Annotated in this window: 19 protein-coding genes and 2 pseudogenes; 7 read left to right on the forward strand and 14 right to left on the reverse strand. The window is 73.3% G+C overall.

Going from position 1 to position 26,339, the window contains the following annotated elements; all coding sequences use genetic code 11:
* The first annotated feature begins 184 nt into the window (after positions 1-184).
* Positions 185-1,366 carry a PP2C family protein-serine/threonine phosphatase gene (locus tag ACSU6L_RS03045; RefSeq protein WP_437053240.1) on the forward strand — a complete coding sequence of 394 codons (1,182 nt, stop codon included), beginning with the start codon at positions 185-187 and terminating at the stop codon, positions 1,364-1,366.
* Between the two features lie 7 nt (positions 1,367-1,373).
* Here ACSU6L_RS03045 and ACSU6L_RS03050 read toward each other — a convergent pair whose 3' ends face one another.
* Positions 1,374-2,237, reverse strand: coding sequence for an Fpg/Nei family DNA glycosylase (locus ACSU6L_RS03050; RefSeq protein WP_437053242.1), 864 nt, complete (start codon positions 2,235-2,237; stop codon positions 1,374-1,376).
* A gap of 41 nt (positions 2,238-2,278) precedes the next feature.
* On the reverse strand, positions 2,279-4,360 hold the full coding sequence (locus ACSU6L_RS03055) for a SpoIIE family protein phosphatase (protein ID WP_437053244.1): 2,082 nt from the start codon (positions 4,358-4,360) through the stop codon (positions 2,279-2,281).
* Positions 4,361-4,517: 157 nt separating this feature from the next.
* On the opposite strand from ACSU6L_RS03055, the gene ACSU6L_RS03060 reads away from it, so the two are divergent.
* Positions 4,518-5,939, forward strand: coding sequence for a lipase maturation factor family protein (locus ACSU6L_RS03060; protein ID WP_437053246.1), 1,422 nt, complete (start codon positions 4,518-4,520; stop codon positions 5,937-5,939).
* Here the strand turns inward: ACSU6L_RS03060 and ACSU6L_RS03065 are convergent.
* The 3 genes and pseudogenes from ACSU6L_RS03065 to ACSU6L_RS03075 all read right to left on the reverse strand — a co-directional run.
* Positions 5,927-6,393: pseudogene (locus tag ACSU6L_RS03065) on the reverse strand (amidohydrolase family protein); the annotation flags it as partial. The gene ACSU6L_RS03060 and the pseudogene ACSU6L_RS03065 sit on opposite strands and share 13 nt — an antisense overlap.
* 12 nt (positions 6,394-6,405) lie before the next feature.
* A pseudogene (locus ACSU6L_RS03070) lies at positions 6,406-6,738 on the reverse strand (enolase C-terminal domain-like protein); the annotation flags it as partial.
* A gap of 72 nt (positions 6,739-6,810) precedes the next feature.
* Positions 6,811-7,362 carry a TetR/AcrR family transcriptional regulator gene (locus tag ACSU6L_RS03075; protein WP_073944477.1) on the reverse strand — a complete coding sequence of 184 codons (552 nt, stop codon included), beginning with the start codon at positions 7,360-7,362 and terminating at the stop codon, positions 6,811-6,813.
* A gap of 96 nt (positions 7,363-7,458) precedes the next feature.
* On the opposite strand from ACSU6L_RS03075, the gene ACSU6L_RS03080 reads away from it, so the two are divergent.
* The gene (locus ACSU6L_RS03080; protein ID WP_437053248.1) at positions 7,459-8,046 is read left to right on the forward strand and encodes a DUF2867 domain-containing protein; all 588 of its coding nucleotides are present in this window, start codon (positions 7,459-7,461) and stop codon (positions 8,044-8,046) included.
* A 30-nt stretch (positions 8,047-8,076) separates the two neighbouring features.
* On the opposite strand, the gene ACSU6L_RS03085 is transcribed toward ACSU6L_RS03080, so the two are convergent.
* On the reverse strand, positions 8,077-11,097 hold the full coding sequence (locus ACSU6L_RS03085; RefSeq protein WP_437053250.1) for an alpha-mannosidase: 3,021 nt from the start codon (positions 11,095-11,097) through the stop codon (positions 8,077-8,079).
* 153 nt (positions 11,098-11,250) lie between these two features.
* Here ACSU6L_RS03085 and ACSU6L_RS03090 point away from each other — a divergent pair, with 153 nt between their 5' ends.
* The gene (locus ACSU6L_RS03090) at positions 11,251-12,600 is read left to right on the forward strand and encodes an amidase (protein ID WP_437053252.1); all 1,350 of its coding nucleotides are present in this window, start codon (positions 11,251-11,253) and stop codon (positions 12,598-12,600) included.
* Positions 12,601-12,804: 204 nt separating this feature from the next.
* Here ACSU6L_RS03090 and ACSU6L_RS03095 read toward each other — a convergent pair whose 3' ends face one another.
* Together ACSU6L_RS03095 and ACSU6L_RS03100 are read right to left on the reverse strand one after the other, a co-directional pair.
* A complete protein-coding gene (locus ACSU6L_RS03095) occupies positions 12,805-13,287 on the reverse strand; it encodes an N-acetyltransferase family protein (protein WP_437053254.1) in 483 nt (160 codons plus the stop codon).
* Between the two features lie 53 nt (positions 13,288-13,340).
* Positions 13,341-13,514: a hypothetical protein gene (locus ACSU6L_RS03100; protein WP_107468792.1), complete on the reverse strand. Its 174-nt coding sequence runs from the start codon at positions 13,512-13,514 to the stop codon at positions 13,341-13,343.
* 521 nt (positions 13,515-14,035) lie between these two features.
* Here ACSU6L_RS03100 and ACSU6L_RS03105 point away from each other — a divergent pair.
* On the forward strand, positions 14,036-14,485 hold the full coding sequence (locus tag ACSU6L_RS03105) for a hypothetical protein (protein ID WP_437053256.1): 450 nt from the start codon (positions 14,036-14,038) through the stop codon (positions 14,483-14,485).
* A gap of 67 nt (positions 14,486-14,552) precedes the next feature.
* On the opposite strand, the gene ACSU6L_RS03110 is transcribed toward ACSU6L_RS03105, so the two are convergent.
* The 5 genes from ACSU6L_RS03110 to ACSU6L_RS03130 form a co-directional block, all read right to left on the reverse strand.
* Positions 14,553-16,046, reverse strand: coding sequence for an SDR family NAD(P)-dependent oxidoreductase (locus tag ACSU6L_RS03110; protein WP_437053258.1), 1,494 nt, complete (start codon positions 16,044-16,046; stop codon positions 14,553-14,555).
* 105 nt (positions 16,047-16,151) lie between these two features.
* The gene (locus ACSU6L_RS03115; RefSeq protein ID WP_437053260.1) at positions 16,152-17,534 is read right to left on the reverse strand and encodes a wax ester/triacylglycerol synthase family O-acyltransferase; all 1,383 of its coding nucleotides are present in this window, start codon (positions 17,532-17,534) and stop codon (positions 16,152-16,154) included.
* A gap of 149 nt (positions 17,535-17,683) precedes the next feature.
* Positions 17,684-18,904, reverse strand: coding sequence for a glucose-1-phosphate adenylyltransferase (gene glgC, locus ACSU6L_RS03120; protein WP_437053262.1), 1,221 nt, complete (start codon positions 18,902-18,904; stop codon positions 17,684-17,686).
* Between the two features lie 70 nt (positions 18,905-18,974).
* Positions 18,975-20,138, reverse strand: coding sequence for a glycogen synthase (glgA, locus tag ACSU6L_RS03125; protein WP_437053264.1), 1,164 nt, complete (start codon positions 20,136-20,138; stop codon positions 18,975-18,977).
* A 37-nt stretch (positions 20,139-20,175) separates the two neighbouring features.
* On the reverse strand, positions 20,176-20,961 hold the full coding sequence (locus ACSU6L_RS03130; protein ID WP_437064740.1) for a (2Fe-2S)-binding protein: 786 nt from the start codon (positions 20,959-20,961) through the stop codon (positions 20,176-20,178).
* Positions 20,962-21,411: 450 nt separating this feature from the next.
* Between ACSU6L_RS03130 and ACSU6L_RS03135 the strand changes: the two genes are divergently transcribed.
* Positions 21,412-22,755 carry a DMT family transporter gene (locus ACSU6L_RS03135; RefSeq protein ID WP_437053266.1) on the forward strand — a complete coding sequence of 448 codons (1,344 nt, stop codon included), beginning with the start codon at positions 21,412-21,414 and terminating at the stop codon, positions 22,753-22,755.
* On the opposite strand, the gene ACSU6L_RS03140 is transcribed toward ACSU6L_RS03135, so the two are convergent.
* Positions 22,745-23,974, reverse strand: a complete 1,230-nt coding sequence (locus ACSU6L_RS03140) for a transglycosylase family protein (RefSeq protein WP_437053267.1) — start codon at positions 23,972-23,974, stop codon at positions 22,745-22,747. The two genes, ACSU6L_RS03135 and ACSU6L_RS03140, sit on opposite strands and share 11 nt — an antisense overlap.
* 339 nt (positions 23,975-24,313) lie before the next feature.
* Here ACSU6L_RS03140 and gndA point away from each other — a divergent pair, with 339 nt between their 5' ends.
* Positions 24,314-25,753, forward strand: a complete 1,440-nt coding sequence (gene gndA, locus ACSU6L_RS03145) for an NADP-dependent phosphogluconate dehydrogenase (protein ID WP_437053269.1) — start codon at positions 24,314-24,316, stop codon at positions 25,751-25,753.
* The last annotated feature ends 586 nt before the right edge of the window (positions 25,754-26,339 follow it).

A 26,339-nucleotide genomic window follows, 5' to 3' on the forward strand; every position in this document is an offset into this window, starting at 1 on the left:
GGACTTTTGCCCCTATATCTCCGGAGCCTCATATCGACAGAACCTCATGTCGCCGGGATCTCTCACCCGTACGGCGGCACCCCCCGTCCCGCCGCCCCGGTCGCCGGGCGGGCCGCAGCGCGCGGTGTGAGACTGCTGGGAACGCGACCCGACCGTGCCCGCGGTCCCGACGAGGGGAGAGACGGTGGCGACGGGAGAGACCGGTGACGGTCTGCTGGAGGAGTTCCTCGCCGACCCCGAGACCCCGGCGCTGGACCTGACCACCGCGGTGGCCCGCTGCTCCAAGGCGCTGGGCCTGCAGCACTCCGTGGTCTACCTGGCGGACCTCCGGCAGCGTCGGCTCATCCCGCTCACCGACGTCGCCTCCGCCATGCCCATCGACGAGTCGCTGGCCGGCTGGACCTACCGCACCCAGTCACTGCGCGTGGAGGAGTCCGAGACCGGCGGGATGACGGCATGGCTGCCGCTCGTGGACGGCGCGGAGCGGCTGGGCGTCCTCGCGGTGAACCAGCCCGCCCTGACCCCGCAGTCCCTGCGCCGCAGCCGCTCCCTCGCCACCCTGCTGGCGATGATGGTCACCTCCAAACGGGCCTACAAGGAGACCTTCGTACGGCGGACCAGGACCGAGCCGATGCGGCTGCCCGCGGAGATGCTGCGCGCCTTCCTGCCGCCGCGCACCATCGGCACCGCGCACGTGGTGTCGACGGCCGTCCTGGAACCCGCGTACGAACTCGGCGGCGACGCGTTCGACCACTCGCTCACCGAGACCACCCTGCACGCGTCCGTCCTCGACGCCATGGGCCACAACCTCGCCTCCGGGCTGACCACCGCGGTGTCACTGGCCGCGTGCCGCAACGCCCGCCGCACCGGCGCCGACCTGCCGGAACTGGTCAAGTGCGTCGACGACGCGCTGTCGGAATGGCTGCCGGACCAGTTCTGCACCGGTGTGCTCCTCCAGCTGGACCTGCACAGCGGCCTGCTGCGCTGGAGCAACTGCGGGCATCCGGCACCGCTGCTGATCCGCGACCGGCGGCTGCTCGTCGACGCGATGGAGCGGGAGGCGGATCCGCCGATGGGACTGCCGGCGCTGCTCACCGACCGGCCGCGGATGACCCACGAGATCGAACTGCATCCCGGTGACCGGGTGCTGCTGTACACGGACGGCGTCACCGAGGCGCGGACCCGCGACGGCGAGATGTTCGGCCTGGAGCGGTTCGTCGACGAGGTCATCCGGGCCACCGCCGCGGGCGAGCTGGCGCCGGAGACCCTGCGCCGGCTGATCCACTCCATCCTCGACGCCCAGCCCGGCCGGCTCCGTGACGACGCGACGATCCTGATGATCGAGTGGTGGCCGCCGACGGGCTGAGCCCGGCTCACTTCAGCAGGCGGGACAGCCTGCGGTCGGCCAGGGGCTTGCCGCCGGTCTGGCACGTCGGGCAGTACTGCAGCGAGGAGTCGCTGAAGGACACCTCGCGGATGGTGTCGCCGCACACCGGGCAGGGCTCGCCGGTGCGGCCGTGGACCCGCAGCCCGCTCTTCTTCTCGGCCTTGAGCCGCCCCGCGGCCACCCCGCGGGAGCGTTCGACCGCGTCCGTGAGGGTGGTGCGCAGGGCCGCGTAGAGGCGGTGGGTCTCCTCCGGGGTCAGCGACGCGGCCAGTTTGAACGGGGACATCCGAGCGGCGTGCAGGATCTCGTCGGAGTAGGCGTTGCCCACCCCGGCGATCAGGCTCTGGTCGCGCAGCGCGCCCTTCAGCTGCCGGCGCTCGCCGGCCAGCAGGGCGGCGAGGCGGGCCTCGTCGAAGTCGTCGGCGAGCGGGTCGGGGCCGAGCCGGGAGACCCCGGGGACCTCCGCCGGGTCGTGGACGACGTACACCGCGAGCCGCTTCTGGGTGCCGGCCTCGGTCAGGTCGAAGCCGGCACCGGTCTCCAGGGCCACCCGCAGCGCCAGGGGGCCCTTGCCGGGGCGGGGCGGGCCGTCGGGCAGGCGGTCCTTCCACTGGAGCCAGCCGGCCCGGGCCAGATGGGTGACGAGGTGCGGGCCGCCGTCCGTGGCGAGGTCGAGGAACTTGCCGTACCGCCGTACGGCGGTGACCTCGTGGCCCTCCATGGCGGCGAGCGGGGGGTCGTACGTCTTCAGGACGCTGATCGCGACCGGCAGGACCCGGACGATCTCGTGTCCCACCAGGTGTTCGGTCAGGAAGTCCTTGAGCGCTTCGACCTCGGGCAGTTCCGGCATACGTCCAGACTGCCACCGGGCACCGGCGCCCTCATCCCGGCTCAGCCCCGCTCCGGGACGGTGAACTCGCACCACACGCACTTGCCGCCGCCCCGCGCCTCCACGCCCCACACCTCGGTGAGCAGGTCGACCAGGAGCAGGCCGCGGCCCGAGACGCCGGACTCCCCGGCCTCGCGGCGGCGCGGCAGCGCGCTGGAGGAGTCCTCCACCTCCACCCGCAGCCGGCGTTCACCGCCGGTGAGGACCCGGAGGGTGACGATCGCGGCGCCCTCGGTGTGCATCAGGGCGTTGGTGATCAGCTCGTCGGCGACGAGTTCGATCTCGTCGGCGCGGTCCGCGGCACCCCAGGCGCGGACGGCGGCGCGGATCATGTGCCGGGCGCCGGTGAGGGCCTCGGGGTCGCCGGGGGCGACATGCTGCTGGAGCCGGCCCCCGGTCTTGGGGGAGTCCATGCCGCGGCGGCGCAGCAGGAGCAGCGCCACGTCGTCGTCACCGCCGCGCTCCTCGGCCACGTCGATCAGCCGGTCGGCGAGTTTCCAGACGTCCGGGGGGCCGGCGGCGACCAGCGTGGTGAGGGCCTGGAGGCCGTCGTCGAGGTCGGCGCCGGGCGTCTCGACGAGGCCGTCGGTGAGCAGCAGCAAGGTGTGGCCGGGGTCGAGTTCCAGGGTGCCGACGGGGTAGTCGAGGCTGCCGAACTCGGCGGACAGGCCGAGCGGCAGCCCGCCCTCCAGGGGGACGCGGCGGCAGCTGCCGTCGGGCGCCCGCAGCAGCGGGTCGATGTGTCCGGCCCGCACCACCTGGACGACCCCGGTGGCGAGGTCGGCCTCCGCGTACAGGCAGGTCGCGAAGCGGTCGGTGTCGAGTTCGTGGAGGAAGACGGAGGCGCGGGCCATGACGGTGGCGGGGGTGTGGCCCTCGGCCGAGTAGGCGCGCAGCACGATCCGCAGCTGGCCCATGACGGCGGCGGCGTGGGTGTCGTGGCCCTGGACGTCGCCGATGACGGCGCCGACCCGGCCGCCGGGCAGCGGGATCAGGTCGTACCAGTCGCCGCCGATGTCCCTGCCCAGGGTGCCGGTGCTGCTGCCGGAGCGGTAGCGGACGGCGACGTCGGCGCCGGGCACGCTGGGGATGGTGCGCGGCAGCATGGCCTGCTGGAGACCGCTGGCGAGGTCCTTCTCCTGTTCGTAGAACATGGCCCGCTGCAGGCTCTGGGCGATGCTGCTGCCGAGGGCGACGAGGATGTCCCGCTCCTCGGGGGTGAAGCCGCGGCGGTCGCCGTAGAGCAGGCCCATCGCGCCGATGGGGCGGGCCTGGACGATGAGCGGCAGGTAGGCGGCCGAGGTGATGCCGAGGTCGGTGATGTCCGGCCACAGGATGGGGTAGCGGGAGGCGAACTCCTGCGGGGACTCGATGAAGCGCGGGCTGAGGGTGCGGACGACCTCGCTCATCGGGTAGGCCTCGTCGATCCGGGTGACCTCGGTGCCGGGCACCCGGCTGCCCACCGGGCCTTCGGCGATCAGCCGGATACGGCCGGCCTCGACCAGGCCCATCACCAGGCTGGTGGCCCCGAGGTGGGTGACGCCGTCGGAGTTCTCCAGCACGTCGATGACGTCCCGGACGGTGCGGGCGTGCGCGAGGGCGGCGGTGGTGGCCTGGACGACGCTGCTCTGGTCGCCGTTGTCCTGGCCGGCGACGTCGCGCCGGGACTCGATCTCGCTCAGCTCGCGGGTGGCGTCCCGGACGATGCCGATGATCCGGCGGGGGCGGCCCGTCTCGTCGCGGCGGATGTAGCCCTGGGTGTGGGTCCAGCGCAGGCGGCCGTCGCGGCAGCGGAGACGGAAGTAGGCCCCGTAGTTCTCGCTGCCGTCCTTGATGGCCTGGGCGACGAGGGCGTCGAGGCGGCGTGCCTCGGAGGGGGGTACGCGGGCGGCCAGGGACTCGGGGCGGCCGTTGTATTCGTCGGGGCGCACGTCGAAGACCTCGTGGGCCTGGGCGTCCATGTGGAACAGACCGCTGTCCAGGTCCCAGTCGAAGCTGCCCATGCGGTTGAGCGCCAGGATCGGGTCCGGGTGGGCGGGCCAGTCGTCCGGGAGTGACAGGGCGCTCGCTCCCCGATCAACCATGCGCCCCACCTTGCCAGGCTTTGCCCGATTCTTCGAGTTCTCGGGCCGCCCGCACTTCTGTCCACCTCACCCGCATGGGTGACGCGAGCGGAGGCAGACCTACAGAGGGTGACCTCCCGCTCCGACGTCAGAATGGAAGGAGAGGAGAGCGACGGTCGTGGACTGGTTCACCGCATCCGACTACTGGCTGAGCCGGCTGGTCTTCCAGCGGGCGCTGGCCGCCGTCTATCTGGTCGCGTTCCTGACCGCGGCCCTGCAGTTCCGGGCGCTGCTCGGCTCGCGCGGCATGCTGCCGATCCCCCGTTTCGTCGCCCGGGTGCCGTTCCGGCGGGCGCCGAGCCTGTTCCAACTGCACTACTCCGACCGCTTCTTCGCCTGCTGCGCCTGGGCGGGCGCCGCGGTGTCGGCGGCGCTGCTCGCCGGGCTCGACGGCCTGCTGCCGCTGTGGGCGGCGATGCTGCTCTGGCTCGTCCCGTGGCTGCTGTACCTGTCGATCGTGAACGTCGGCCAGACCTGGTACGGCTTCGGCTGGGAGTCGCTGCTGCTGGAGACCGGGTTCCTCGCGGTCTTCCTCGGCAACGACGAGGTGGCGCCGCCGGTCGTGGTGCTGTTCCTGCTGCGCTGGATCCTGTTCCGGGTGGAGTTCGGCGCGGGGCTGATCAAGCTGCGCGGGGACGCCTGCTGGCGGAAGCTGACGTGCCTGGACTACCACCACGAGACCCAGCCGATGCCGGGCCCGCTGAGCTGGTTCTTCCACCATCTGCCGAAACCGCTGCACCGGGTGGAGGTCGCCGCCAACCACGTCACCCAACTCGCGGTGCCGGTGCTGCTGTTCACCCCCCAGCCCGTCGCCTCGGCCGCCGCCGCACTGATGATCGTCACCCAGCTGTGGCTGGTGCTGTCCGGGAACTTCTCCTGGCTGAACTGGATCACCATCGTGCTCGCCCTGCCGGCGCTCCGCCTGCCCGCCGACCCGCCGCCCCTGCCCGGCGCCCCGCTCTGGTACGTGGTGGTCGTGCTGGCGGTGGCCGCCCTGCTGCTGTTCCTCAGCTACCGCCCGGTGGCGAACATGATCTCCCGCCGCCAGATCATGAACCGCTCCTTCGACCCGCTCCACCTGGTGAACACCTACGGCGCCTTCGGCAGTGTCAGCCGGGTGCGGTACGAGGTGGTGATCGAGGGCACGGCGGACGCGCTGCCCCGCGAGGACTCCGACTGGCGGGAGTACGAGTTCAAGGGGAAGCCCGGGGACCCCCGGCACTGGCCGCGCCAGTTCGCTCCCTACCATCTGCGGCTGGACTGGATGATGTGGTTCGCCGCGCTGTCGCCCGCCTACGCCGGATCCTGGTTCGGGGCACTGGTGGAACGGCTGCTGGAGAACGACCGCGCCACGCTGAAGCTGCTGCGCCGCTCCCCCTTCCCGCCGGACGAGCCGCCCCGCCACATCCGCGCCCGGCTGTTCCGCTACCGGTACACCAGCTGGCGGGAGCTGCGGGAGACCGGCGCCTGCTGGGAGCGGACGTATGTGCGGGAGTATCTGCCGCCGACGCGGCTGGCCGAGGCGGCTCAGAGGTCGTAGACGCGGACGGCGGCGGCCTCCAGGACCTCGGAGCGTTCGTCCTCGCCGAGCCCGGCGATCAGCTCGCCGGCCGTCGCCCGCACCTCGCCGCACGTCGCCGCGAGCGTGCACACCGGCCAGTCGGAGCCGAACATCAGCGGCTCGGCCCGAAGGCGTCGAGGACGACGTCGGCGTACGGCCGCAGGTCGTCGGCCGTCCAGGACGCGGGGTCGGCCTCGGTGACCAGGCCGGACAGTTTGCAGACCGTGTTCGGCAGGGCGGCCAGGGTGCGCACCGCGCCCGCCCACGGCTCGAGGGCGCCGGAGGCGACGGGCGGTTTGCCGAGGTGGTCGAGGACGAAGGTGAGCCCGGGGTGGCCGGCGGCGGCGCGGGCGCAGGCGGGCAGCTGGTGGGGCCGTACGACGAGGTCGTGGACGAGCCCCGCGTCGGCGACGGCGGCGAGGCCGCGGGCCACGCAGCGCAGGGACGCAGTCGGCAGCAGGATCGCCGGGTTGTCGTTGACGCCGCCGACGCGGGCCGCGTCGAGCTGGAGGACGTCGATCGCGCCCGCCTGGAGCAGCTGCCTGACGACGATCCGGTTCTGGGCGTGCTCGCCGGTGGCGACCTTGACGGGGGCGACCGCCCGGCGGATCGCGGCGTGACCGAGGATGTCGTCGGGGCTGGTGGGCTCCTCGATCCAGTACGGGTCGAACTCGGCGAGGGCCCGGGTCCAGCGGATCGCCTCGTCGACGTCCCAGCGCTGGTTGGCGTCCACGGCGAGGCGGACGTCCGGGCCGACGGCCGCGCGGGCCGCCCGGCAGGGGGCGCCTCGGCAGGCGCCTCCGCGGGGCGCCCCAGCAGTCGCGCCCCGCATCGCCCCCGCGTCACGACGTCACCTCACCAACCGCGCCCAAACCAGATCCCATGCCTCCTCCCGCTCTCGCCCGGGGTGTTCCGCGGCGATGAGGTGGCTGCCGAGCCAGGCCGAGAAGGCGATCATGGCTCGGGCCGCGGCCTCCTCCTCGTCGGGGCAGAACGCGGTGAACAGCGAGCGCAGGTAGTCCATGCGCCGGGTGTCCACCCGCCGCAGCCGCTCGGCGACCTGCTCGTCGCGCCGCGCCCAGTCGCGGACGGCGAGGTCGGTCCGGACGTCCGTCGACGCCTGCGGGACGGCGACGTCGGTCAGGCGGCGCAGCTTGTCGCGGGCGTCACCGCCCTCGCTCTCGACCCGCTCGATCACCTGCTCGGTGACATCGCGCTCCCAGGTGTCGAGCAACTCGCCGAGCAGGGTCTCCCGGTCGCCGAAGTACCAGTAGAACCCGCCTTTGCTGACGCCGAGGGACTGCGCCAGCGCCTCCACCCGGACGGCGTCCGGCCCACCGGCGGCGAGCGCGCGCAGCCCTTCCTCGATCCACTTGCCGCGCGGGGTGCGAGCCTCGGCCACGGTCGGTCTCCTCACTCTGTCCGAAAGTTCTATACGCAGCCGTACGGACCGGGCTACGCTATCCATACACCAGCGTATGGAAGCGAGGTCGTCACCATGAAGCTGCCCAGCGGCGCGCACACCTCCCACGACTGGCTCATCCACCGCGTCACCCACGACTTCCACCTGGAGGACGTGTGGGCCCTGCCGACCCCGGGCGGCCCGGACGACTTCCCGCAACTGCTGGAGACGTTCTTCCAGACCGACTTCGTGGGCCAGTCCTCCCTGCCCACGCGGGTGCTCTGGGCCGCCCGGTGGAAGCTGGGCGCGCTCTTCGGCTGGGACGAGAAGAAGGCCGGCCTGGGGAAGAGGGTGCCGACCCTGCGCGACCGGCTGCCCGCCGACGTGCGCGAGCGTCCCACCGGACCGGGCATCGGCACGCCGTTCTCGATGCTGTACCGGCTGGAGGACGAGTGGGCGGCCGAGATGGCCAACCGGACCGTGCACGCGGTGCTGCACCTCGCCTGGGTGCCGGACGGCCACGGCGGGCACCGCGGCCAGATGGCCGTCCTGGTCAGGCCGAACGGCCTCTTCGGCACTGCCTACATGGCCGCGATCAAGCCGTTCCGATACCTCGTCGTGTACCCGCAGATGATGCGCTGGTGGGCGCGCAACTGGCAGAGGCGCGCCACCAGCCCCGCGTGACCGCCCCTCCCGGCCGCGGCGGTCCCGCCGTCAGTGCCGCCGCAGCCGCAGCGTCATCAACTCGAACGGCCGCAAGCGTACGGCGATCCGCTCGCCGTCGGCCGTCGGCGACACAGTGTCCGGCAGCGGGCGTTCCAGCAGGTCGGTGACCGTGACCTCGGTGAACGGGAAGCCGGCGGTGAGGGTGGCACGGGCCCGGCCGCCGTGGGCCTCGTGGCAGCGCACGATCACGTCACCGCTGCCGTCGTCGGCCAGTTTGACCGCCGTGACGACGACCGCGTCCTGGTCGACGGAGACCAGCGGGGCGACCTCGCAGGCGCCGCCGAGCACGCGCTCCGGGAGGTTCAGCCACCAGCCCTCGCGTACCGCGTCGCCGATGTCCGCGCCCGGCACCAGCGCGTGCCGGAAGCGGTGCACGCCCTGGTCGGTCTCGGGGTCGGGAAAGCGCGGGGCGCGCAGCAGGGAGGCGCGGACCGTGGTCGTCGTACCGGCGTCGGGGCCGGTACGGACCGTTCGGGTCACGTCGTGGCCGTACGTCGAGTCGTTGACGAGGGCGACGCCCCAGCCGGGCTCCGCCAGGTGGACGAAGCGGTGGTTGCAGGCCTCGAACCTGGCCGCGTCCCAGGACGTGTTGCCGTGCGTGGGGCGGAAGAAGTGCCCGAACTGGGTCTCGGAGGCGTACCGCTCGGCGTGGACGTCCAGCGGGAACGCCAGCTTCAGGAACTTCTCCGTCTCGTGCCAGTCGACCTCCGTGTCCAGCACCAGCCGCCGCTCCCCCGGCGCGAGCGACAGGACCTGGGTGACCCGTGAGGCGCCGAAGGAGCGCACGACACGCACCGAGACGCCGTCCTCGGCGACGGCGACCTCGTCGGCGCCGGTCAGGTCGGTGACCGTGTTGCGGTAGAACTCGTCGACGTCCCAGGCGTCCCACATGTTCGGGAAGTCGGGGTGCAGTTGGAGGAGGTTCGCGGCCCGTCCCGGCGCGACGGTCTCGCGGCCGGCCTCGATGTCGTAGGCGGACACGACGAGGCCCCGGGCGTCGATGCCGACCCGGAGCAGGTCGTTCTCCAGGACGTATCCGCCGCCGGCGCGGGGGGACAGCCGGGTCGGCCGCGGACGGCGGGGGGTGCCCGCGCCGCCCGCGGGGACCCCGTGCCGGGTGTGCGGCGCGGAGTTGAACACCAGCTCCCGCTCACCCTCCCCCACCAGCGCCCGCTGTGCCGCCCCGATGAGGTCCTCCAGTTCACGCGCGACCCGCGCGTACGTCTGCCGTGCCTCGCGGTGCACCCAGGCGATGGAGGAGCCCGGCAGGATGTCGTGGAACTGGTGCAGCAGCACCGTCTTCCACAGCCGGTCCAACTCGTCGTACGGGTAGGGGAATCCGGTGCGTACGGCCGCGGTCGCCGCCCACAGCTCGGCCTCGCGCAGCAGGTGTTCGCTGCGCCGGTTGCCCTGTTTGGTGCCGGCCTGGCTGGTGAGGGTGGCGCGGTGCAGTTCCAGGTACAGCTCGCCGACCCAGACGGGTGGGTCGGGGTACTCCGCCTCGGCGCGGGCGAAGAACGCGGCGGGCGTCTCCCAGGTCACGGACGGGGAGCCTTCGAGGTCGCGCAGCCGGGCGGCGCGGGCGACCATCTCTCGGGTCGTGCCGCCGCCTCCGTCACCCCAGCCGGTGGGCGCGAGGGAGCGCCGGGCGCGGCCCTTCTCGCGGAAGTTCCGGGCGGCGTGGGCGAGTTCGCCGCCGCGCATGGAGCAGTTGTAGGTGTCGACGGGCGGGAAGTGGGTGAAGATCCGGGTGCCGTCGATGCCCTCCCAGTGGAAGGTGTGGTGCGGGAAGGTGTTCGTGCGGGACCACGAGATCTTCTGCGTCAGCAGGTATCGGGAGCCCGCCGCCTTGATGATCTGCGGGAGCCCGGCGGCGAAGCCGAAGGTGTCGGGCAGCCAGGCCTCGTCGTTCTCGATGCCGAACTCGTCGAGGAAGAACCGCTTGCCATGCACGAACTGCCGGGCCATCGCCTCCGAGCCCGGCATGTTGGTGTCCGACTCCACCCACATCCCGCCGGCCGGCACGAACCGCCCCTCGGCGACGGCCTTCTTCACCCGGGCCCACACCTCGGGCCGGTGCTCCTTCACCCAGGCCCACTGCTGGGCCTGCGACATGGCGAAGACGAACTCCGGCTCGTCGTCGATCAGCGCCGTCATGTTGGCGGCCGTACGGGCCACCTTGCGGACCGTCTCCCGCAGCGGCCACAGCCACGCCGAGTCGATGTGGGCGTGGCCGACGGCGCTGATCCGGTGCGCGGAGGGGGCGGCGGGCGCGGCGAGGACGTCGGTGAGGCAGGCCCGCGCCCGCTCCGCCGTACCGCCGACGTCCTGCAGGTCGACCGCGTCGAGGGCCCGTTCCACGGCTCGCAGGACGTCCCAGCGGCGCGCCGACTCCGCCGGCAGCTCGGCCATCAGCTCGCCCAGCACCTCCAGGTCGAGCACCAGCCGCCACACCGTCTCGTCGAAGACGGCCAGCTCCATCGGCCCGAGGGTGTACTGCGGCTCGCTGCCCGCGGTCTCCTTGTCGCCGAGCGGTGTCGGCAGGAAGGGGTGGAAGTCGAGGACGACGGGGTTGGAGGCGGCCTCGACGTGCAGCCGCACCTCCTCCCCGCCCGCCACGGGCGCGCCGATCCGCACCCACTGGTTCTGCGGGTGCAGCCCCTTCACGGGGGTGCCGTCGGGGCGGTAGACGAGCCCCTCGCACTGGAAGCCGGGCATGTGCGGGTCGAAGCCGAGGTCGAGCAGCGCCTCCACGGTCCGCCCGGCCCACCGCTCCGGCACGGTGCCGGTGACCCGGAACCAGCTGGTGCCCCAGGGCGCACCCCACCGCTGCCCCGCCGCGACCGGCCGGACCTCGGCGGCCAGCCCCTCGGCGACCGGCACGGGTTCGCCGGGAGCGTGCCACACCGCCACCTCCAGCGGCACCCGCTCAGGGTGGACGGCGGGCCGGATGCGTTCGTCGAGGACACGCCTCAGACGCCCTTCGACGAGGCTGCGGTCGTCATGCATGGGGGCTCCCTGCGCTCACGGGTACGACGAGGTCTACAGCTCCCCTGCCACGGCCGGTTCGAACCGTGCCTCTCGACGCGGCACCGCCCCGTTGGGCAGAGTGCTCCCTACGTACTCGCCAGTAGCCCCCATTGACCGCCGAGGAGAGCGCCCGTGACCAACTGGGTCGGACGAACCGCCGTCGAGATCGCCGCCGCCGTGCGGGAGAAGCAGGTCACCCCACGGGAGGTGGTGACGGAGCACCTGGCGCGGATCGAGCGGCTGGACGGGCGGATCGGCGCCTTCCGGACGGTGCGGGCCCAGGCGGCGCTGCGGGAGGCCGACGAGGTGGCGGCCCGCGGCGATCTCGCGGAACTCCCGCTGGCCGGGGTGCCGGTGGCCGTCAAGGACAATCTCGCGGTGCGCGGTGAGTCCAACCGGGTCGGTTCGGCGGCGACCCCGGACGCGCCGGCCGAGCGGGACCATGTCACCGTGGCCCGGCTGCGGGCGGCTGGCGCGGTGGTCGTGGGGCTGACGAACGTGCCCGAGCTGTGCGTCTTCGGTACGACGGAGGGCGTGCACGGCACCTCCCGCAACCCCTGGGACACCTCCCGCACGGCGGGCGGCTCGTCCGGCGGCAGCGCGGCCGCCGTCGCCGCCGGGATGGTGCCGATCGCCCTCGGCAACGACGGCATGGGCTCGCTGCGCATACCGGCGGCCAACTGCGGCCTGGTCACCATCAAGCCGGGTCACGGGGTGGTCCCGGCCGGGATCAGCGACGGCGACTGGTTCGGCATGTCGGAGAACGGGCCGCTCGCCACGACCGTGGCGGACGCGCGGCTGATGCTGTCCGTCCTCGCGGACGGCGACGCCGGCACCGTACGAGGGGACGCGCCCGGCACCCGCCGGATCGCCCTCTCGCTGCGCAGCCCGCTCGCCGGGGTGGCGCTGAGCAAGCCGTACACGTCCGCCGCGCGGGAGGCGGCCGAGGTGCTGATGAAGGCGGGTCACGTGGTGCGGCGCGCCGACCCGCCGTACCCGCTGTCGCTGAGCCTGACCTCGCTGGCGCACTGGACGGCGGGCACGTCGGTCGACGCGCAGGGCCTCGATCCGCGGCTGCTGACCCGGCGCACCCGCGTCCACGCGGCCGTCGGGCGGCGTTTCGTGGGGCGGGTGCGCGCCGGGGCGGGCCGGGAGGAGCTGCGCCGTCGGCTGGAGCCGTTCTTCGCCGAGTACGACGTGCTGCTGACACCGGCGCTGGCCCGCCGCTCGCCCCGGTCGGCGCCGTGGCACGAGCGGGGCTGGCTGCGCAACGTCGCCGCCAACTCGGCGTACTCGCCGATGACTCCGCCGTGGAACCTCACCGGCTGGCCGGCGATGGCCGTCCCGCTCGGCAAGCTGCCCTCGGGTGCCCCCAGTGCCGTACAGCTGGTGGGGCGGCCCGGGTCGGAGGCGGAACTGCTGGAGCTGGCGGGGCAGTTGGAGCGGCTGCGGCCGTGGGAGCGGACGGCGCCCCTCGGCTAGGGGGTGTCTCGTCGATCAGGCCGGGTCAGGGAGCGGCGTCTGGTGCCGTGCATCACAAGGCGGAGGAGGGAGTCGATGCGGAGCGATGGGGGTGCCCCCGCGGCAGCTCGTTCGAGCGTGGGGGAGAGTGACGACAACGCGGCGAGGTGCGGTGCCAGGCGGCGCGAGCCCGGCATGATCGGCTAGACGCCCCCTAGGCGCTGTCTAGAGGGCCTTGTACATGATGTGCAGCCCGACGAGGCCGTGCCGGGGGTGGTCGAACGCCTCCGGCACCGTGGCGAGGATCGTGAAGCCGAGCGAGGTCCACAGCTTGACGGCCGGGTTGGTCTCGACGACCGCGTTGAACACCATCCCCCGGTAGCCGTGCGCCTCGGCCTCGCGCAGGATGTGCTCGGCGAGTGCGCGGCCGACGCCCCGGCCGCCGTGGTCGGGGTCGACCATGAAGCCCGCGTTGGCGATGCGGGCGGCGGGTCCCCCGTAGTTGGGGGTGAGGTACGCGGAGCCGACGACGGCGCCGGTCTCGTCCTCGGCGACGTAGACCCGTTTCGCGGGGCCCATCCAGAGCGCGCGGGCGTCTTCCTCACCGGTCTCGGGGTCCCAGCTGTAGGTCTCGGCCGCGGCGACGATGCGATGCCAGAACGGCCAGATGCGCGGCCAGTCGTCGGCGGTGGCTTCTCTGATCAGCATGGGCGTGAGTGTCGCACGCCCAGCTGACCGGCGATCGCGGGTGGCGCCTGGCTTCAGTCCACGCTGGGCAGGATGTGGGGCTCGGCGAGGTCTTCCTCGTAGCCCGCCAGCCGGATCGGGGCCGAACGGGCCCAGACGTCGAGGCTGCCGATCTCGTCGGGTCGTCGGCCCGCGCGCTCCGAGCGTTCCTTGGGGCCCTGTTCTCGCTTCGTCTTCTCCGGTGTCACCGCGCACTCCTTATGTGTCGGGTCACCCTCGGGTCGGCCGGCCAGGCTGCGTTCCGCGGCACGACGCCCACTCGGGTCTGGGTCGAATCCGTCCGGACGCGGTGGCGTGGACAACGCGGGGAAAGCAGGCCGTTGTGCACCGGCTGGTCCCGGGACGGACGGTGGGTGGTGGTAGGGACCCGTTCTGCTTGTCCGTCCGGAACAGATTAACCAAATGAGCGGGCATCCGCTCGATGGGGCTCAAAACTAGGGGGAGATCAGGGGTGACTGTCCCAAGTCGCCCTGCATGCCCACCACAAGGCCTTGCCCGCTTTTGCCACATGATGCCCCGTTCGCCTATCACCCGCTCGGCCTATTGAGCTGAACGGATGTACGGCCGGTCGTGGGGTAGCGGGCGCGTAGTTCAGGTCCCGTTGGCCGATTCGCAAGCCGTCCATGGTGTGCTGGCGGACGGCGTGCCAGGCCCGCGGCGCCGATCATGATCCGAGAGACAGGCCCGAGTCCGGCGGGAGGACCGACGCATGGAGCTGCGCAGTGTCGAGGAGCTGATGGATCTGCTGAACGCCTGCCGGGGCGCATGGCCCGAGCCGGGCCTGCGCCGCACCCGGGTCGATCTGCACGACCACGCGCTCCAGACGGCGGCGCTGCTGCGCCGCGTCCGGCCCGCCGACAAGGAGCTCCAGGTGGCGGGCCTGGTCCATCCCGTCGGGCATGTGCTGCCGCCCGGCGCCCCGGGCGGGCCCGCCGACCGGGCCGCCGCGGCGGTGCGGCCGCTGCTGGGCGACCGGGTCTCCCGGCTGGTACGACGGCTGCCGCGGCCCGGCGCCGACTCCGACGAAGACCTGCTGCGGCTGCGGCAGGCCGACGAGGAGGGCCGGGCGCCCGGGTTCGACGCCGGGGTCCTGGAGGACTGGCGGACCGTGCTGGAACTGGTGGCCGCGCGCAACACGCGGCTGCGCGCGGTGGACTGACGGGGCGTCACCGGGCTCACCGGTGGCCACACCGGGCCTCACCGGCCGAGGACTACGCCCGGCGCGGCTACCACTTGCCCGGCGCGTAGTCCTTCAGGAAGACGCCGTACAGGTCCTCGCCCGCCTCGCCGCGCACGATCGGGTCGTAGACGCGGGCCGCGCCGTCGACCAGGTCGAGCGGGGCGTGGAAGCCCTCCTCGGCGAGGCGCAGCTTGTCGAAGTGCGGCCGCTCGTCGGTGATCCAGCCGGTGTCGACCGAGGTCATGAGGATGCGGTCGGTGTCGAACATCTCCTGGGCGCTGGTCCGCGTGACCATGTTCATGGCGGCCTTCGCGGCGTTGGTGTTCGGGTGCCCCGCGCCCTTGTAGCCGCGGCCGAAGACCCCCTCCATCGCCGAGACGTTGACGACGTAGGAGCGCCCGCTGGACGCCTTGCGGGCGGCCTCGGCCATCGCCGTCCGCAGCTTGCTGATCAGGATGAACGGGGCGGTGTAGTTGCACAGCTGGGTCTCGAGCAGCTCCACCGGGGAGATCTGCTCGATGGTCTGCACCCAGGTGTTGGTGTCGACGACGTCCGGCACCAGGCCGCCGGCGTCGATGGCGGTGCCGTCGAGGTGGCGGGCGATGCTGGCGTTGCCCGCGACCAGGGCGAGGTCGGCGACCTTCTGCGCGTCCAGCCCGCTCCTGCCGACGGGCAGCGCGGCGAGGCCGTCGACGGCGCCGGAGTTGAAGGCGCCGATGACGTGGTGGGCGGGCAGCTCGCCGGCGGGCAGCGGGGCGCTCTCGCCCTCGACCAGGGCGGCGTAGGCGGAGGGGAGGCGGCGCACGGTCTGCGTCGCGTTGTTGATCAGAATGTCGAGGGGGCCGGCCTCGGCGACCTGGTCGGCGAGGGCCACGGCCTGGGCCGGGTCGCGCAGGTCGATGCCGACGACCTCCAGGCGGTGGATCCAGTCCGCCGAGTCGTCCATCGCCTTGAAGCGGCGGATGGCGTCCTTGGGGAAGCGCGTGGTGATCGTGGTGTGGGCGCCGTCGCGCAGCAGCCGCAGCGCGATGTACATGCCGATCTTGGCGCGGCCGCCGGTGAGCAGCGCGCGCTTGCCGGTGAGGTCGGCGCCGGCGTCGCGCTTGGCCCGGTTCAGGGCGGCGCAGTCCTGGCAGAGCTGGTGGTAGAAGTAGTCGACCTCGACGTACCGCGTCTTGCAGACGTAGCAGGAGCGCGGGCGCTGGAGTATCCCGGCGATCCGGCCCGCCTCGACCTTCGAGGAGGGCAGGATGCCCTCGGTCTCGTCGTCGATGCGCTCGGCGGAGCCGGTCGCGGTGGCCTCGGTGACCGCCCGGTCGTGGGCGGTCTTGGCGGCCCGGCGCTCCTGGCGGCGGCGCTGCTTGACCGTGCGGTAGATCTGCGAGGTGGCCCGGCGCACCTTGATCGCGTCGGGGTGGTCGATCTCGAGCTGGTCGAGCTCCTCGAGCACGCTCAGGCAGATCGCCAGACGCTCGGGGTCGATGCCGGGCCCGTAGACCACCTCGTCCGTGGTCCGGGTGCCTTCCTCTGTCACCGTCATCGCCGCTGCGTTCCCTGTTTCTGCCCTGGCGGCGCTCCGACTCGCGCCCGCATTCGAACGTCGGATTTTACGGAGCGCCGGGCCGGACCGCCAAACCCGTCTCGATCAGGGCGTACAGGCAGTGATCAGCGTCTCGACTTCGGTGGCGAGCGCCCGGGCGAGCCGGTCGAGGTCGGGGACGGCCCCGGCGTCGGCGACGAGGCCGTAGTGGACGGCGCCGCGGTAGGTGGAGACGGCGACCGCGAGGGAGTGTCCGTGGGCGAGCGGGGCGTAGGGGTAGACCTCGGCGAGCGGGGCGCCGCCCAGCTTCAGGCCGAGGGAGGGCAGCGGCACGCTGGTGACCAGGATGTCGAACCAGAGCCGCGCCGCCTGGGCGGCGAGTGGGCCGCCGAGCCGGTGGCCGAGGGCGGGCACATGGTCGGCGAGCAGGGCGACGGCGCCCGCGCCGCGGTGCGGGCCGGCGTCCTTGTTGCGGTCCATGGCGGTGCGGACCGCGCCGAGGCGGCGCAGCGGGTCGGGGTCGCCGACGGGAAGCCGTGTCAAGTAGCCGGAGAGCCGGTTGCCCTGCGGGTGGGCGGTGCGCGGGCGGCGGGTGGAGACGGGGATCAGGGCTCGCGGGGCGACGCCGTCGCTGCCGTCGCCGCGTTCGTCGAGCCAGCGGCGCAGGCCGCCGGCGACGACGGCGATGAGTACGTCGTTGACGGTGCCGCCGACGGCCTTGCGGACGCGGTGGACGTCGTCGAGGTCGACGGCGACGCCGGCGGTGCGGCGGGTGCCGGAGGGGTCGGAGGTCAGGGCCGGGCAGGGGCGGGCGCTCAGCGTGGAGCGGGCGACGCTGGCACCGATGCCGAGGGCGCGGTTCGCGTCGGACAGGGCGCCGCGCAGCAGCGCGGGCAGGCGGCGGACGTCGGGCAGCGGGCCGCGGGCAGGCTCGGCGCGGCGGGGGCGGGGCGGCGGCATGTCCATGGGGTCGAGGATCGCCGCGGCGAGGGCGAGGGCGCGCAGCCCGTCGGCGAGGGCGTGGTGGAACTTGAACAGCACGGCGAAGGAGACGCCGTCCTCGCCGGGCAGCACATGCGCCTCCCACGGCGGCCGGCCGCGCTCCAGGGGCCGCTCCAGGAGCCGGCCCGCGGCGGCCTGGAAGTCGGTGGTGGGGGCGTGCAGCCGCACGTGGTGCTGGGGGTCGAAGCCGGGGTCGGGTTCCCGGGCCGCGCCGCCGAAGGCCAGCGACCCCCGCAGGTCGAACGGGAACGCGCGCGGGTCCGGGTCGAGCGGCCGCCACACGTCCCGGATCCGCATCCTGAGGCCGGGGACGCCGGCGGCCCGCGCGGCGAGCAGGTCGGCGGCGTGGGCGCCCGCGGTGGACGAGTTCGCGGTGAAGACGCCGAGGGCGCCCAGGTGCATGGGGTGCCGCTCGGAGTCGATGTTCCAGAACGCCAGGTCGAGGGGTGCGAGCAGATCGTCAGAAGTCAGATCGTCAGAAGTCAATGGCTTGCCTCGCGTCGGCGGGGTGGGGCTGCAGTCAATCGCCCGTGGACGATTACGGTCAAGGATTGTCGGGCTACGCTCAGTTAACAGCGTATTAAGACCCGGTCTCTTCACCTGTGCCGCCCCGCCCGTCACACGAGTGGCGGGTGCTACGGCACTCGCTGGCCCTTCCCCAGCGCGATCACCCCGCCCTTGGAGACCGTGTACAGCTCGCCGTCCCGCTCCGGGTTGACGCCGATGGTCGCGCCCGGCGGCACCTCCACGTTCTTGTCGAGGACGGCGCCGCGCACCACCGCGCCCCGGCCGATGTGCACGTTGTCGTGGAGCACCGACCCCTGCACCACCGCCCCGGGGTCGACCACCACGCCCGGCGAGAGCACGGACCGTGTCACCTGCCCCCGGATCAGGCATCCGGCACTGATGATCGACTCACTGGCGATGCCGCCCGCGTTGAAGCGGGCCGGGGACAGCTGGCCCGAGTGGGTGTAGATCGGCCAGCTGCGGTTGTACAGGTTGAAGGCGGGGCGCTCGGCGATCAGGTCCATATGGGCGTCGTAGTACGCGTCGAGGGTGCCGACGTCACGCCAGTACCCCTGGTCGCGGCTGGTCTCGCCGGGCACGTGGTTCTCGCCGAAGTCGTACAGCCCGGCCTCGCCGCGCTCGGTGAGCTGGGGCAGGATCGAACCGCCCATGTCGTGCACCGACCGCTCGTCCTCCGCGTCGCGGTGCAGCGCCGCGACGAGCGCCTTGGTGGTGAAGACGTAGTTGCCCATCGAGGCGAAGACGCAGTCGGGGTCCCCCGGCAGTCCGGGCGGGTCGGCCGGCTTCTCCAGGAACCGCTTCACCGTCTGCCCGTCCGGCCCGGGGGTGATCACTCCGAACCCCGAGGACTCGGCGCGCGGCACCCGGATGCCGGCGACGGTCACCCCGGCGCCGGACTCGACGTGCTGGGCGAGCATCTGCCGCGGGTCCATGCGGTACACGTGATCGGCGCCGAACACGGCGACGTACTCGGGCTGCTCGTCGTACACCAGGTTCAGGGACTGCAGGATGGCGTCCGCGCTGCCCAGGTACCAGCGCGGGCCGAGGCGCTGCTGGGCGGGGACGGGCGTGACGTAGTTGCCGAGCAGGCTGGACATCCGCCAGGTTGTGGTGATGTGCCGGTCCAGGGAGTGCGACTTGTACTGCGTGAGCACGCAGATGCGCAGGATGTCGGCGTTGACGAGGTTGGACAGGACGAAGTCGACGAGGCGGTAGGTGCCGCCGAAGGTGACCGCGGGTTTCGCGCGGTCCGCGGTCAGGGGCATCAGACGCTTGCCCTCGCCGCCTGCCAGGACGATGCCGAGAACCGAAGGACCCCCACGCCGCATGGCCGCTCCCCTCACGCTGGTTCCGCATGCCCGCCCGAAGCCAGGCGGACCCCCTCTGGTGGATGCCTTGCTATGCCCCGGCCGCGATCCGCTCGTACAGCCGGACCGTGCGCCGGGCGACCGTGTCCCAGCCGAACTCGCCGACGGCCCGCTCCCGCCCTGCCTCGCCCATCCGGCGGGCGCCGTCCGGGTCGCCGAGCACCGCGTCCAGGGCCTGCGCGAGGCCGTCCTCGAAGGCGTCGTCCACGGGCACCAGGAGCCCGGTCTTGCCGTCCGCGACGACCTCCGGGATGCCGCCGACCCGGGAGGCCACGACGGGCGTGCCGCACGCCATCGCCTCCAGGTTGACGATGCCGAGCGGTTCGTACACCGAGGGGCAGACGAACACGGCGGCGTGGGTGAGGAGTTGGACGACCTCCGGCCGCGGCAGCATCCGCGCGATCCAGTGCACGCCGTCCCGCACCCGGCTCAGCTCCTCGTACAGCTCACGGAACTCCCGCTCGATCTCCGGCGTGTCGGGCGCGCCCGCGCACAGCACCACCTGCGCGGCCGGGTCGATGCCGCGGACCGCGCGCAGCAGGTGGGGCACGCCCTTCTGGCGGGTGATGCGGCCGACGAAGAGGACGTAGGGGCGGTCCGGGTCCACGCCGAGGCGGCGCAGCACGTCGGTGCCGGGGTCGGGCCGGTACAGCTCCGTGTCGATGCCGTTGTGCACGACGTGCACCCGGGCCGGGTCGAGCGCGGGGTAGCAGGCGAGGATGTCCTCGCGCATCGCGCCGGACACGGCGATCACCGCGTCGGCGGCCTCGAACGCGGTGCGCTCGGCCCAGCCCGACAGGGCGTATCCGCCGCCCAGTTGCTCGGCCTTCCAGGGCCGCAGGGGTTCGAGCGAGTGCGCGGTCAGTACGTGCGGGATTCCGTACTGGAGCTTGGCGAGGTGACCGGCCAGGTTGGCGTACCAGGTGTGGGAGTGGACGAGTTCGCGGCCTTCGAGGGCGGCGGCCATGGCGAGGTCCACGGAGAAGGTGCGCAGCGCGTCGTTGGCGCCGTCGAGGGCGGACCAGGGGCGGTGGCGTACGACGCCCGCCGCTCGCTCCGCCGAGGAGGCCTCGCCCCAGCAGTGCACCTCCAGGTCGACCAGGGACCGCAACTCCTGCGTCAGGAACTCCACATGGACGCCCGCGCCGCCGTACACGTCCGGCGGGTACTCCCGGGTCAGCAGTCCCACTCGCACCCGGAACCCCCTGTCTCAGCGGCTGGTTCCCTCATGGTCACCCAGATGCCGCGCGCGGGGAAGACCGCGGGGGCCGGGTGAAGCAGCAGTCGCCGCACACGCCCGCGCCGGGCACCCGGTAGTAGAGGCAGCAGCCGCGGCGCCGGAAGGCGGTGCCGGAGAGGGTTCCGGTGCCGGCGAGGAGCGGGTGGGTGAACAGGTCGGCGGTCAGGGCGCGGGCCCGGTCGGCGACGTCCGTACGGCCGTGCTCCCGCGCCCACCGGTCCAGGGTCCGGGCGGCGCCGGCCAGTGCCGAGGCGGCGTTGCCGCGCAGCAGACCGGGGGCGAGCCGGTACCGGGCGCGCAGGGCGGCGGCGAGCGGTTCCAGATGGGCGCGCGGTACGGCGTCGGCAAGCGCATCGGCGACGGTGTCCGCGTCGGCGGGCCGCAGGCGCACCTCTGTCAGCCTCAAGTCGTACGGGGTGACGGCGTCGGGGTCCCAGCGCAGCAGCCGGGGGTCGAGGTCGGGGACGCGGCCGTACAGCGCGGCGCAGCCCAGGGCGACCGACCAGAGGCGGGACGCCAGTCCGAGGTGGGCGACGGAGGCGGCGACCCGCGGCTCGGGGGCACCGAGCGCCTCGGCGACCTTGCGGACCCGGAAGCCCAGCGGGTCCGGATGAACCTGCGAGGCCTGGCCTGCGTATACCTGGGCGAGGGTGGGGAGGGCGTCGGGGCCGGCTCCGGTGGTCGGCGAAGTGTCGTGCGCGGTCGTATGCGACGTGGTGTGCAGGAGGAAGAAGCCGCCGAGCGGGCGGAGCGCGGCGAGTTCGGGGTCGAGTTCCACGAGGAGCAGTAGTACCAAGTTCGACAGGGCGGGAGGACGCGGCCCCCTAGGGGGCGTCTCGCCGATCATGCCGGGCTCGCGGCGCCTGGCACCGTGCCTCGCCGCGTTGTCGTCGGTCCCCGATTCCCCCAAGCTCTCGGCTCCGCTCGAGCAGGGGGGACCCCCATCGCATCGGCTCCCTCCTCCGCCTTGCGATGCACGGCACCAGACGCCGCTCCCTGATCCGGCCTGATCGACGAGACACCCCCTAGGGGTCGGCGCACGGGGCCCGCGCCGTCGGCGCACGCCTCAGGGATGACTGCGCCGCCGCCGTACTCCATCGGTAGTAGGAGCCATTGCGTGCTCAGGGACGACGACGGGGAACAGGTCGGCGGGGCATCGTGTTGGCATGGATGCCGATCGCTCGCCACGCCGGGCCCCGCGCCCCCGCCTCACGCAGAGGAGCAGCTCATGAGCGCCCTCGCGTTGTCCGTGCTGCTGTCGATCGTGTCCGCCGTGGCCTACGCGGGCGGGGCGATCGTGCAGGAGCACGTCGCGGCGTCGTCGCCGGGCGAGCAGTACGCCCCCCTGCGCCGCGCCGGCTGGTGGGCCGCGGTCGCGCTCAACGGCCTGGGCGGACTGCTGCACGTGGTCGCGCTGGCGTACGGACCGCTGAGCGTGGTGCAGCCCCTCGGCGCGCTCACCATCGTCTTCGCGCTGCCCATGGCGGCACTGTTCGTGGGCCGCAAGGCCGGGGCGACCGCCTGGCGGGGCGCCGTCATGGCGACCGTGGGTCTCGCCGGACTGCTGTCCCTGGTCGGCACGTCGGACGCGCAGTCGCTGGGCGGGCCGCAGCAGGTGGCCGTCTTCACGGCCACCGCCGTCGCGGTGACGGCGCTGATGATCGCGGGCCGTGCCGCGCACCGGCATCCGGCGGTGCGGGCCATGCTGCTCGCGACCGCGTCCGGCATCGCCTTCGGCATGTCCTCGGTCTTCACCAAGACGGTCGCCGTCGACTGGACCGGCGGGGTGTCGGCGGGCGACCTGCCGCCCCTGGCGGCGATCGGCGTGCTCGCGACGGCCGGTCTGCTGCTGTCGCAGGCCTCCTACCGGGGCGCCGGGCTCGCCGCCCCGCTGGCCACGCTGACGGTGGTCAACCCGGTGGTGGCGGCCGCGGTGGGCATCACGATGTTCGGCGAGACCTTCCGTTACGGCACCACGGGCACCGTCCTCGCCCTGGGCTGCGGCGTGGTCGCGGCGGGCGGCCTGATACTGCTGACCACCGAGCGCATCGCCCGGTCGCAGGACGAGGCCGGGGACCGGGATTCGGTTCAGGACCGGGTCCGGGTCCAGGTTCTGGACGAGGACCGGGACCAGGGCCAGGACCGTGCCGACGCGCCGCTGACCGCGGTCATCGTGCCGGCGGGGGTGACCGAGACCTCCGTGGCGGTGACCACGGCAGCGGTCGCCGCGGCGGATGTGCCCGCGCCCGTGGCTCGGGCGGTCGTGACCGCGGATGCCGCGCCGGTGGCGTTGTCCGAGCCGGTCCCCGCCATCCCCGCCATCCCGTCCACCCCCGCCGCCCCCGTCACGGCCGCCGCGTCTGCGTTCGCGCCGAAGCGGCGCGCGGGCCTCGGCGACGAACCCGCCGCGCGGGCGGAGGAGCCGGTCTTCCTGCCGAGCCCCGCGGCGGAGGGCGCGTACGAGAACAGGGCGCCCGCCGGCCCTGCGCCCGGCTACGCCGCGCTGTACGGCGGTGTGTTCCTCCCGCCGCCGGCCCTCGACCGGCGGCGCCGCATACGCGTCAGATCCTGACGCCACCGGACCGGAGATACGCCACGGGGTCGATGTCGGTGCCGAACCCCGGCCCGGTCCGCACCTCGAAGTGGAGGTGCGGGCCCGAGCTGTTCCCGGTGGAGCCCGCGCGGCCGATGCGCTGGCCGCCGCCGACCGCCTGCCCGGCCTTCACGGAGATCGCCGACAGGTGCGCGTACTGGGTGTACCGGCCGTCGCTGTGCCGGATGACCACCTCGTAGCCGAACGAGCCGCCCCAGCCCGCGCTCACCACCCGGCCCGGCCCGACGGCCTTCACCGAGGTGCCGGTGGTGACGGGGAAGTCGACGCCGGTGTGATAGCCCTTCGACCAGCTGGACCCGGACGCCCGGTACGGGGTGCCCAGCGAGGCGCTGACGGGTGCGACGAGCGTGTCGGTGTCCCGGTCGCCGGAGCTTGAACTTGAGCTGGAGCTGGACCCGGAGCTGCGGGAGCCGGAGGACGTCGTGGTCGAGGGCGTGGCCCGCGGCTCCTCCTTCGGTTCGGTCTTCGGCGCGGAGCCCGCCGACGTCGCCGTGCCCGGGGCCTTGCCGGCCAGGCTCAGCCGCTGGCCGGGCAGGATCAGGTCGGGGTCGGTCCCGATGGTGGTGCGGTTGGCCGCGAACAGACCTTGCCAGCCGCCCTTGACGCGCTGCTCCTCGGCGATCGCGGAGAGCGTGTCGCCGCGCACCACGGTGTACATCTCGGCCTTGCCAGCCCGGGACTGGGGTGTGGTCTGCGGCTGGACGTCGGCGACCGAGGTCCGGGACGCGCGGGTCGAGGTGCCGCCGTCGGGGCGGCTGCCGCTCGTGCCGCTGTCGGACGGGTTCGCGGACGTGCCGCCGTCGCGGGTGAGCCCGGCCTCCTGCGAGCAGACCGGCCAGGCACCCGGGCCCTGCCCGTCGAGCACCTTCTCGGCGACGGCGATCTGCTGATCCTTGGTGGCCAGATCCGCGCGCGACGCGTACGCCGTGCCGCCGAAGGCCTCCCAGGTGGACTGGCTGAACTGCAGTCCCCCGTAGTAGCCGTTGCCGGTGTTGATGTTCCAGTCGTTGCTCGACTCGCACGCGGCCACCTTGTCCCACGTGCCCGCGTCGGCCGCCTGTGCGGCACCGGTACCGACGAACGGAAGGGCGATCCCGGCCCCGCCCGCAGTGACGGTGAGTGAGGCGCGGTTGATCCTGTTCGGCTGATACCGGCGGTGCCGGCCGCGTACGGCCATGAAGTGCCCCCTCGACAAGCGTCAGGAGGGCCAAAACTATGCGGGCGGAACAGGCCATGACAAGACAGCAATCAGCCGCCTCAGGGTCGCTGGAAAGCACACGGCGCACCGGGAGTTGACCGACCGTCAGACGTCCCGCACGGCGCACGGGCGCCCCGCGCGAACCGGCCACTGAGCAGCCCGGCGCCCCCGCCCGTATCTGCGGACACCCCCCTGCGCGGGGAGCCCGCGTGTGCGGCCGGAGCGGGGGCACGTAAGGATGGCCGAAGACAATACGAAGGCAGTACACCGAGCACGACCGGTACCACCCGATGTCCGGACAGCTAGGAGTTCTACGATATGAGCACGTCAGCCCAGATCGGTGTCACGGGTCTCGCGGTCATGGGCCGCAACCTCGCCCGCAACTTCGCACGCAACGGATACACGGTCGCGGTCCACAACCGGACGGCGGCACGCACCCATGCGCTGGTGGAGGAGTTCGGCGACGAGGGCGAGTTCATCGCGGCCGAGACCGCCAAGGAGTTCGTCGCGGCGCTGGAGCGGCCCCGCCGGCTGGTCATCATGGTGAAGGCCGGGGAGCCCACCGACGCCGTGATTCAGGAGTTCGCCCCGCTGCTCGAACCCGGCGACATGATCATCGACGGCGGCAACGCGCACTTCGCCGACACCCGGCGCCGGGAGCGCGAACTGCGCGAGCAGGGCATCCACTTCGTCGGCACCGGCATCTCCGGCGGCGAGGAGGGCGCCCTCCACGGGCCGAGCATCATGCCGGGCGGCTCGACGGAGTCGTACGACTCGCTGGGCCCGATGCTGGAGAAGATCTCCGCGAAGGCGGCGGACGGGGCGCCGTGCGTGACGCACGTCGGTCCGGACGGCGCCGGGCATTTCGTGAAGATGGTGCACAACGGCATCGAGTACGCCGACATGCAGCTGATCGGCGAGGCGTACCAGTTGCTGCGGGACGTCGCCGGGTACGGGCCCGCGCAGATCGCGGAGATCTTCCGGACGTGGAACACCGGCCGGCTGGACTCGTACCTGATCGAGATCACCGCCGAGGTGCTGTCGCACGTGGACGCCGCGACGGGCAAGCCGTTCGTGGACGTGGTGGTGGACCAGGCGGAGCAGAAGGGCACCGGCCGCTGGACCGTCCAGATCGCCCTCGACCTCGGCGTTCCGGTGTCCGGCATCGCGGAGGCCGTCTTCGCGCGGTCCCTGTCCGGGCATGTGGCGCTGCGCGAGGCCTCGCGCGGACTGGCGGGCCCCACGGCGTCGCCGCTCGGCGAGTCGGAGGCGGCCGCCTTCGCGGACCAGGTGGAGCAGGCGCTGTACGCCTCGAAGATCGTGTCGTACACCCAGGGCTTCCACGAGATCACCGCGGGCAGCGAGGAGTACGGCTGGGACATCGACCTCGGCCAGGTCGCCGCCATCTGGCGCGGCGGCTGCATCATCCGCGCCGCGTTCCTGGACCGGATCCGCTCCGCGTACGACGCCCGGCCCGATCTGCCGAGCCTGCTGTCCGACGAGACGTTCGCCCAGGAGATCGCGGCCGCGCAGGACGACTGGCGGGACGTCCTGGTCGCCGCCACCCGGCAGGGCGTGCCGACGCCGGGCTTCGCGGCGGCGCTGGCGTACTACGACGCGCTGCGCGCCGAGCGGCTGCCGGCGGCGCTGACGCAGGGGCAGCGGGACTTCTTCGGGGCGCACACCTACCGGCGAACCGACCAGGAGGGGTCGTTCCACACGCTGTGGGGCGGGGACCGGTCGGAGGTGTCCGCGTAGCGCCTCGCGGCGTTTCGGGGCGTTCGGCGGCGTTCGGCGGCGTTCGACGGTGTTCGGTCGTCGGGCGGGTGCGGGTGCGTGGGGGTTGCTCGCGCAGTTCCCCGCGCCCCTGACGACGTTGGGGGTGGGCGGGGATCCGGCCCCGCCCACCGCTGCTCGACGGCGTTGCGGTGGGCGGAGCCTGGGCCTCGCCCACCGCTGTTCCGCTTGCTCCGCTGTTCGACGGCGCCGATCGCTCAGCTCAGGGGCGGGCCGGGCTCCGGGTTCGGGACCGGTTCCGGGCCCGGAGGGATCGGGGACGGACCGGGCTCGGGCACGGGACCCGGGGGCGGTCCCGGGGCCGGGGGCGGCGGGGTCGGCTCCGGGCCGGGCGGCGGCTCGGGCGTCGGCACGGGCCCCGGCGGCGGCTCCGGATGCACGGGGTCCGGGCCGGGTGTCGGCGGGGGCTGTACGGGATCGGGATACGGTTCGGTCACTGCGTCCTCCAGCCAGTCGGTCGACGGTGGCTCTGGACTACTCCCCCGCCTACCCGGCGTCCGGTCCGGCACTCACCCGGGGGCGTCAATGCGGCGGTCCAGGTGGGCCC

The sequence above is a fragment of the Streptomyces sp. enrichment culture genome, from assembly GCF_964272855.1.
Lineage (GTDB): Bacteria > Actinomycetota > Actinomycetes > Streptomycetales > Streptomycetaceae > Streptomyces.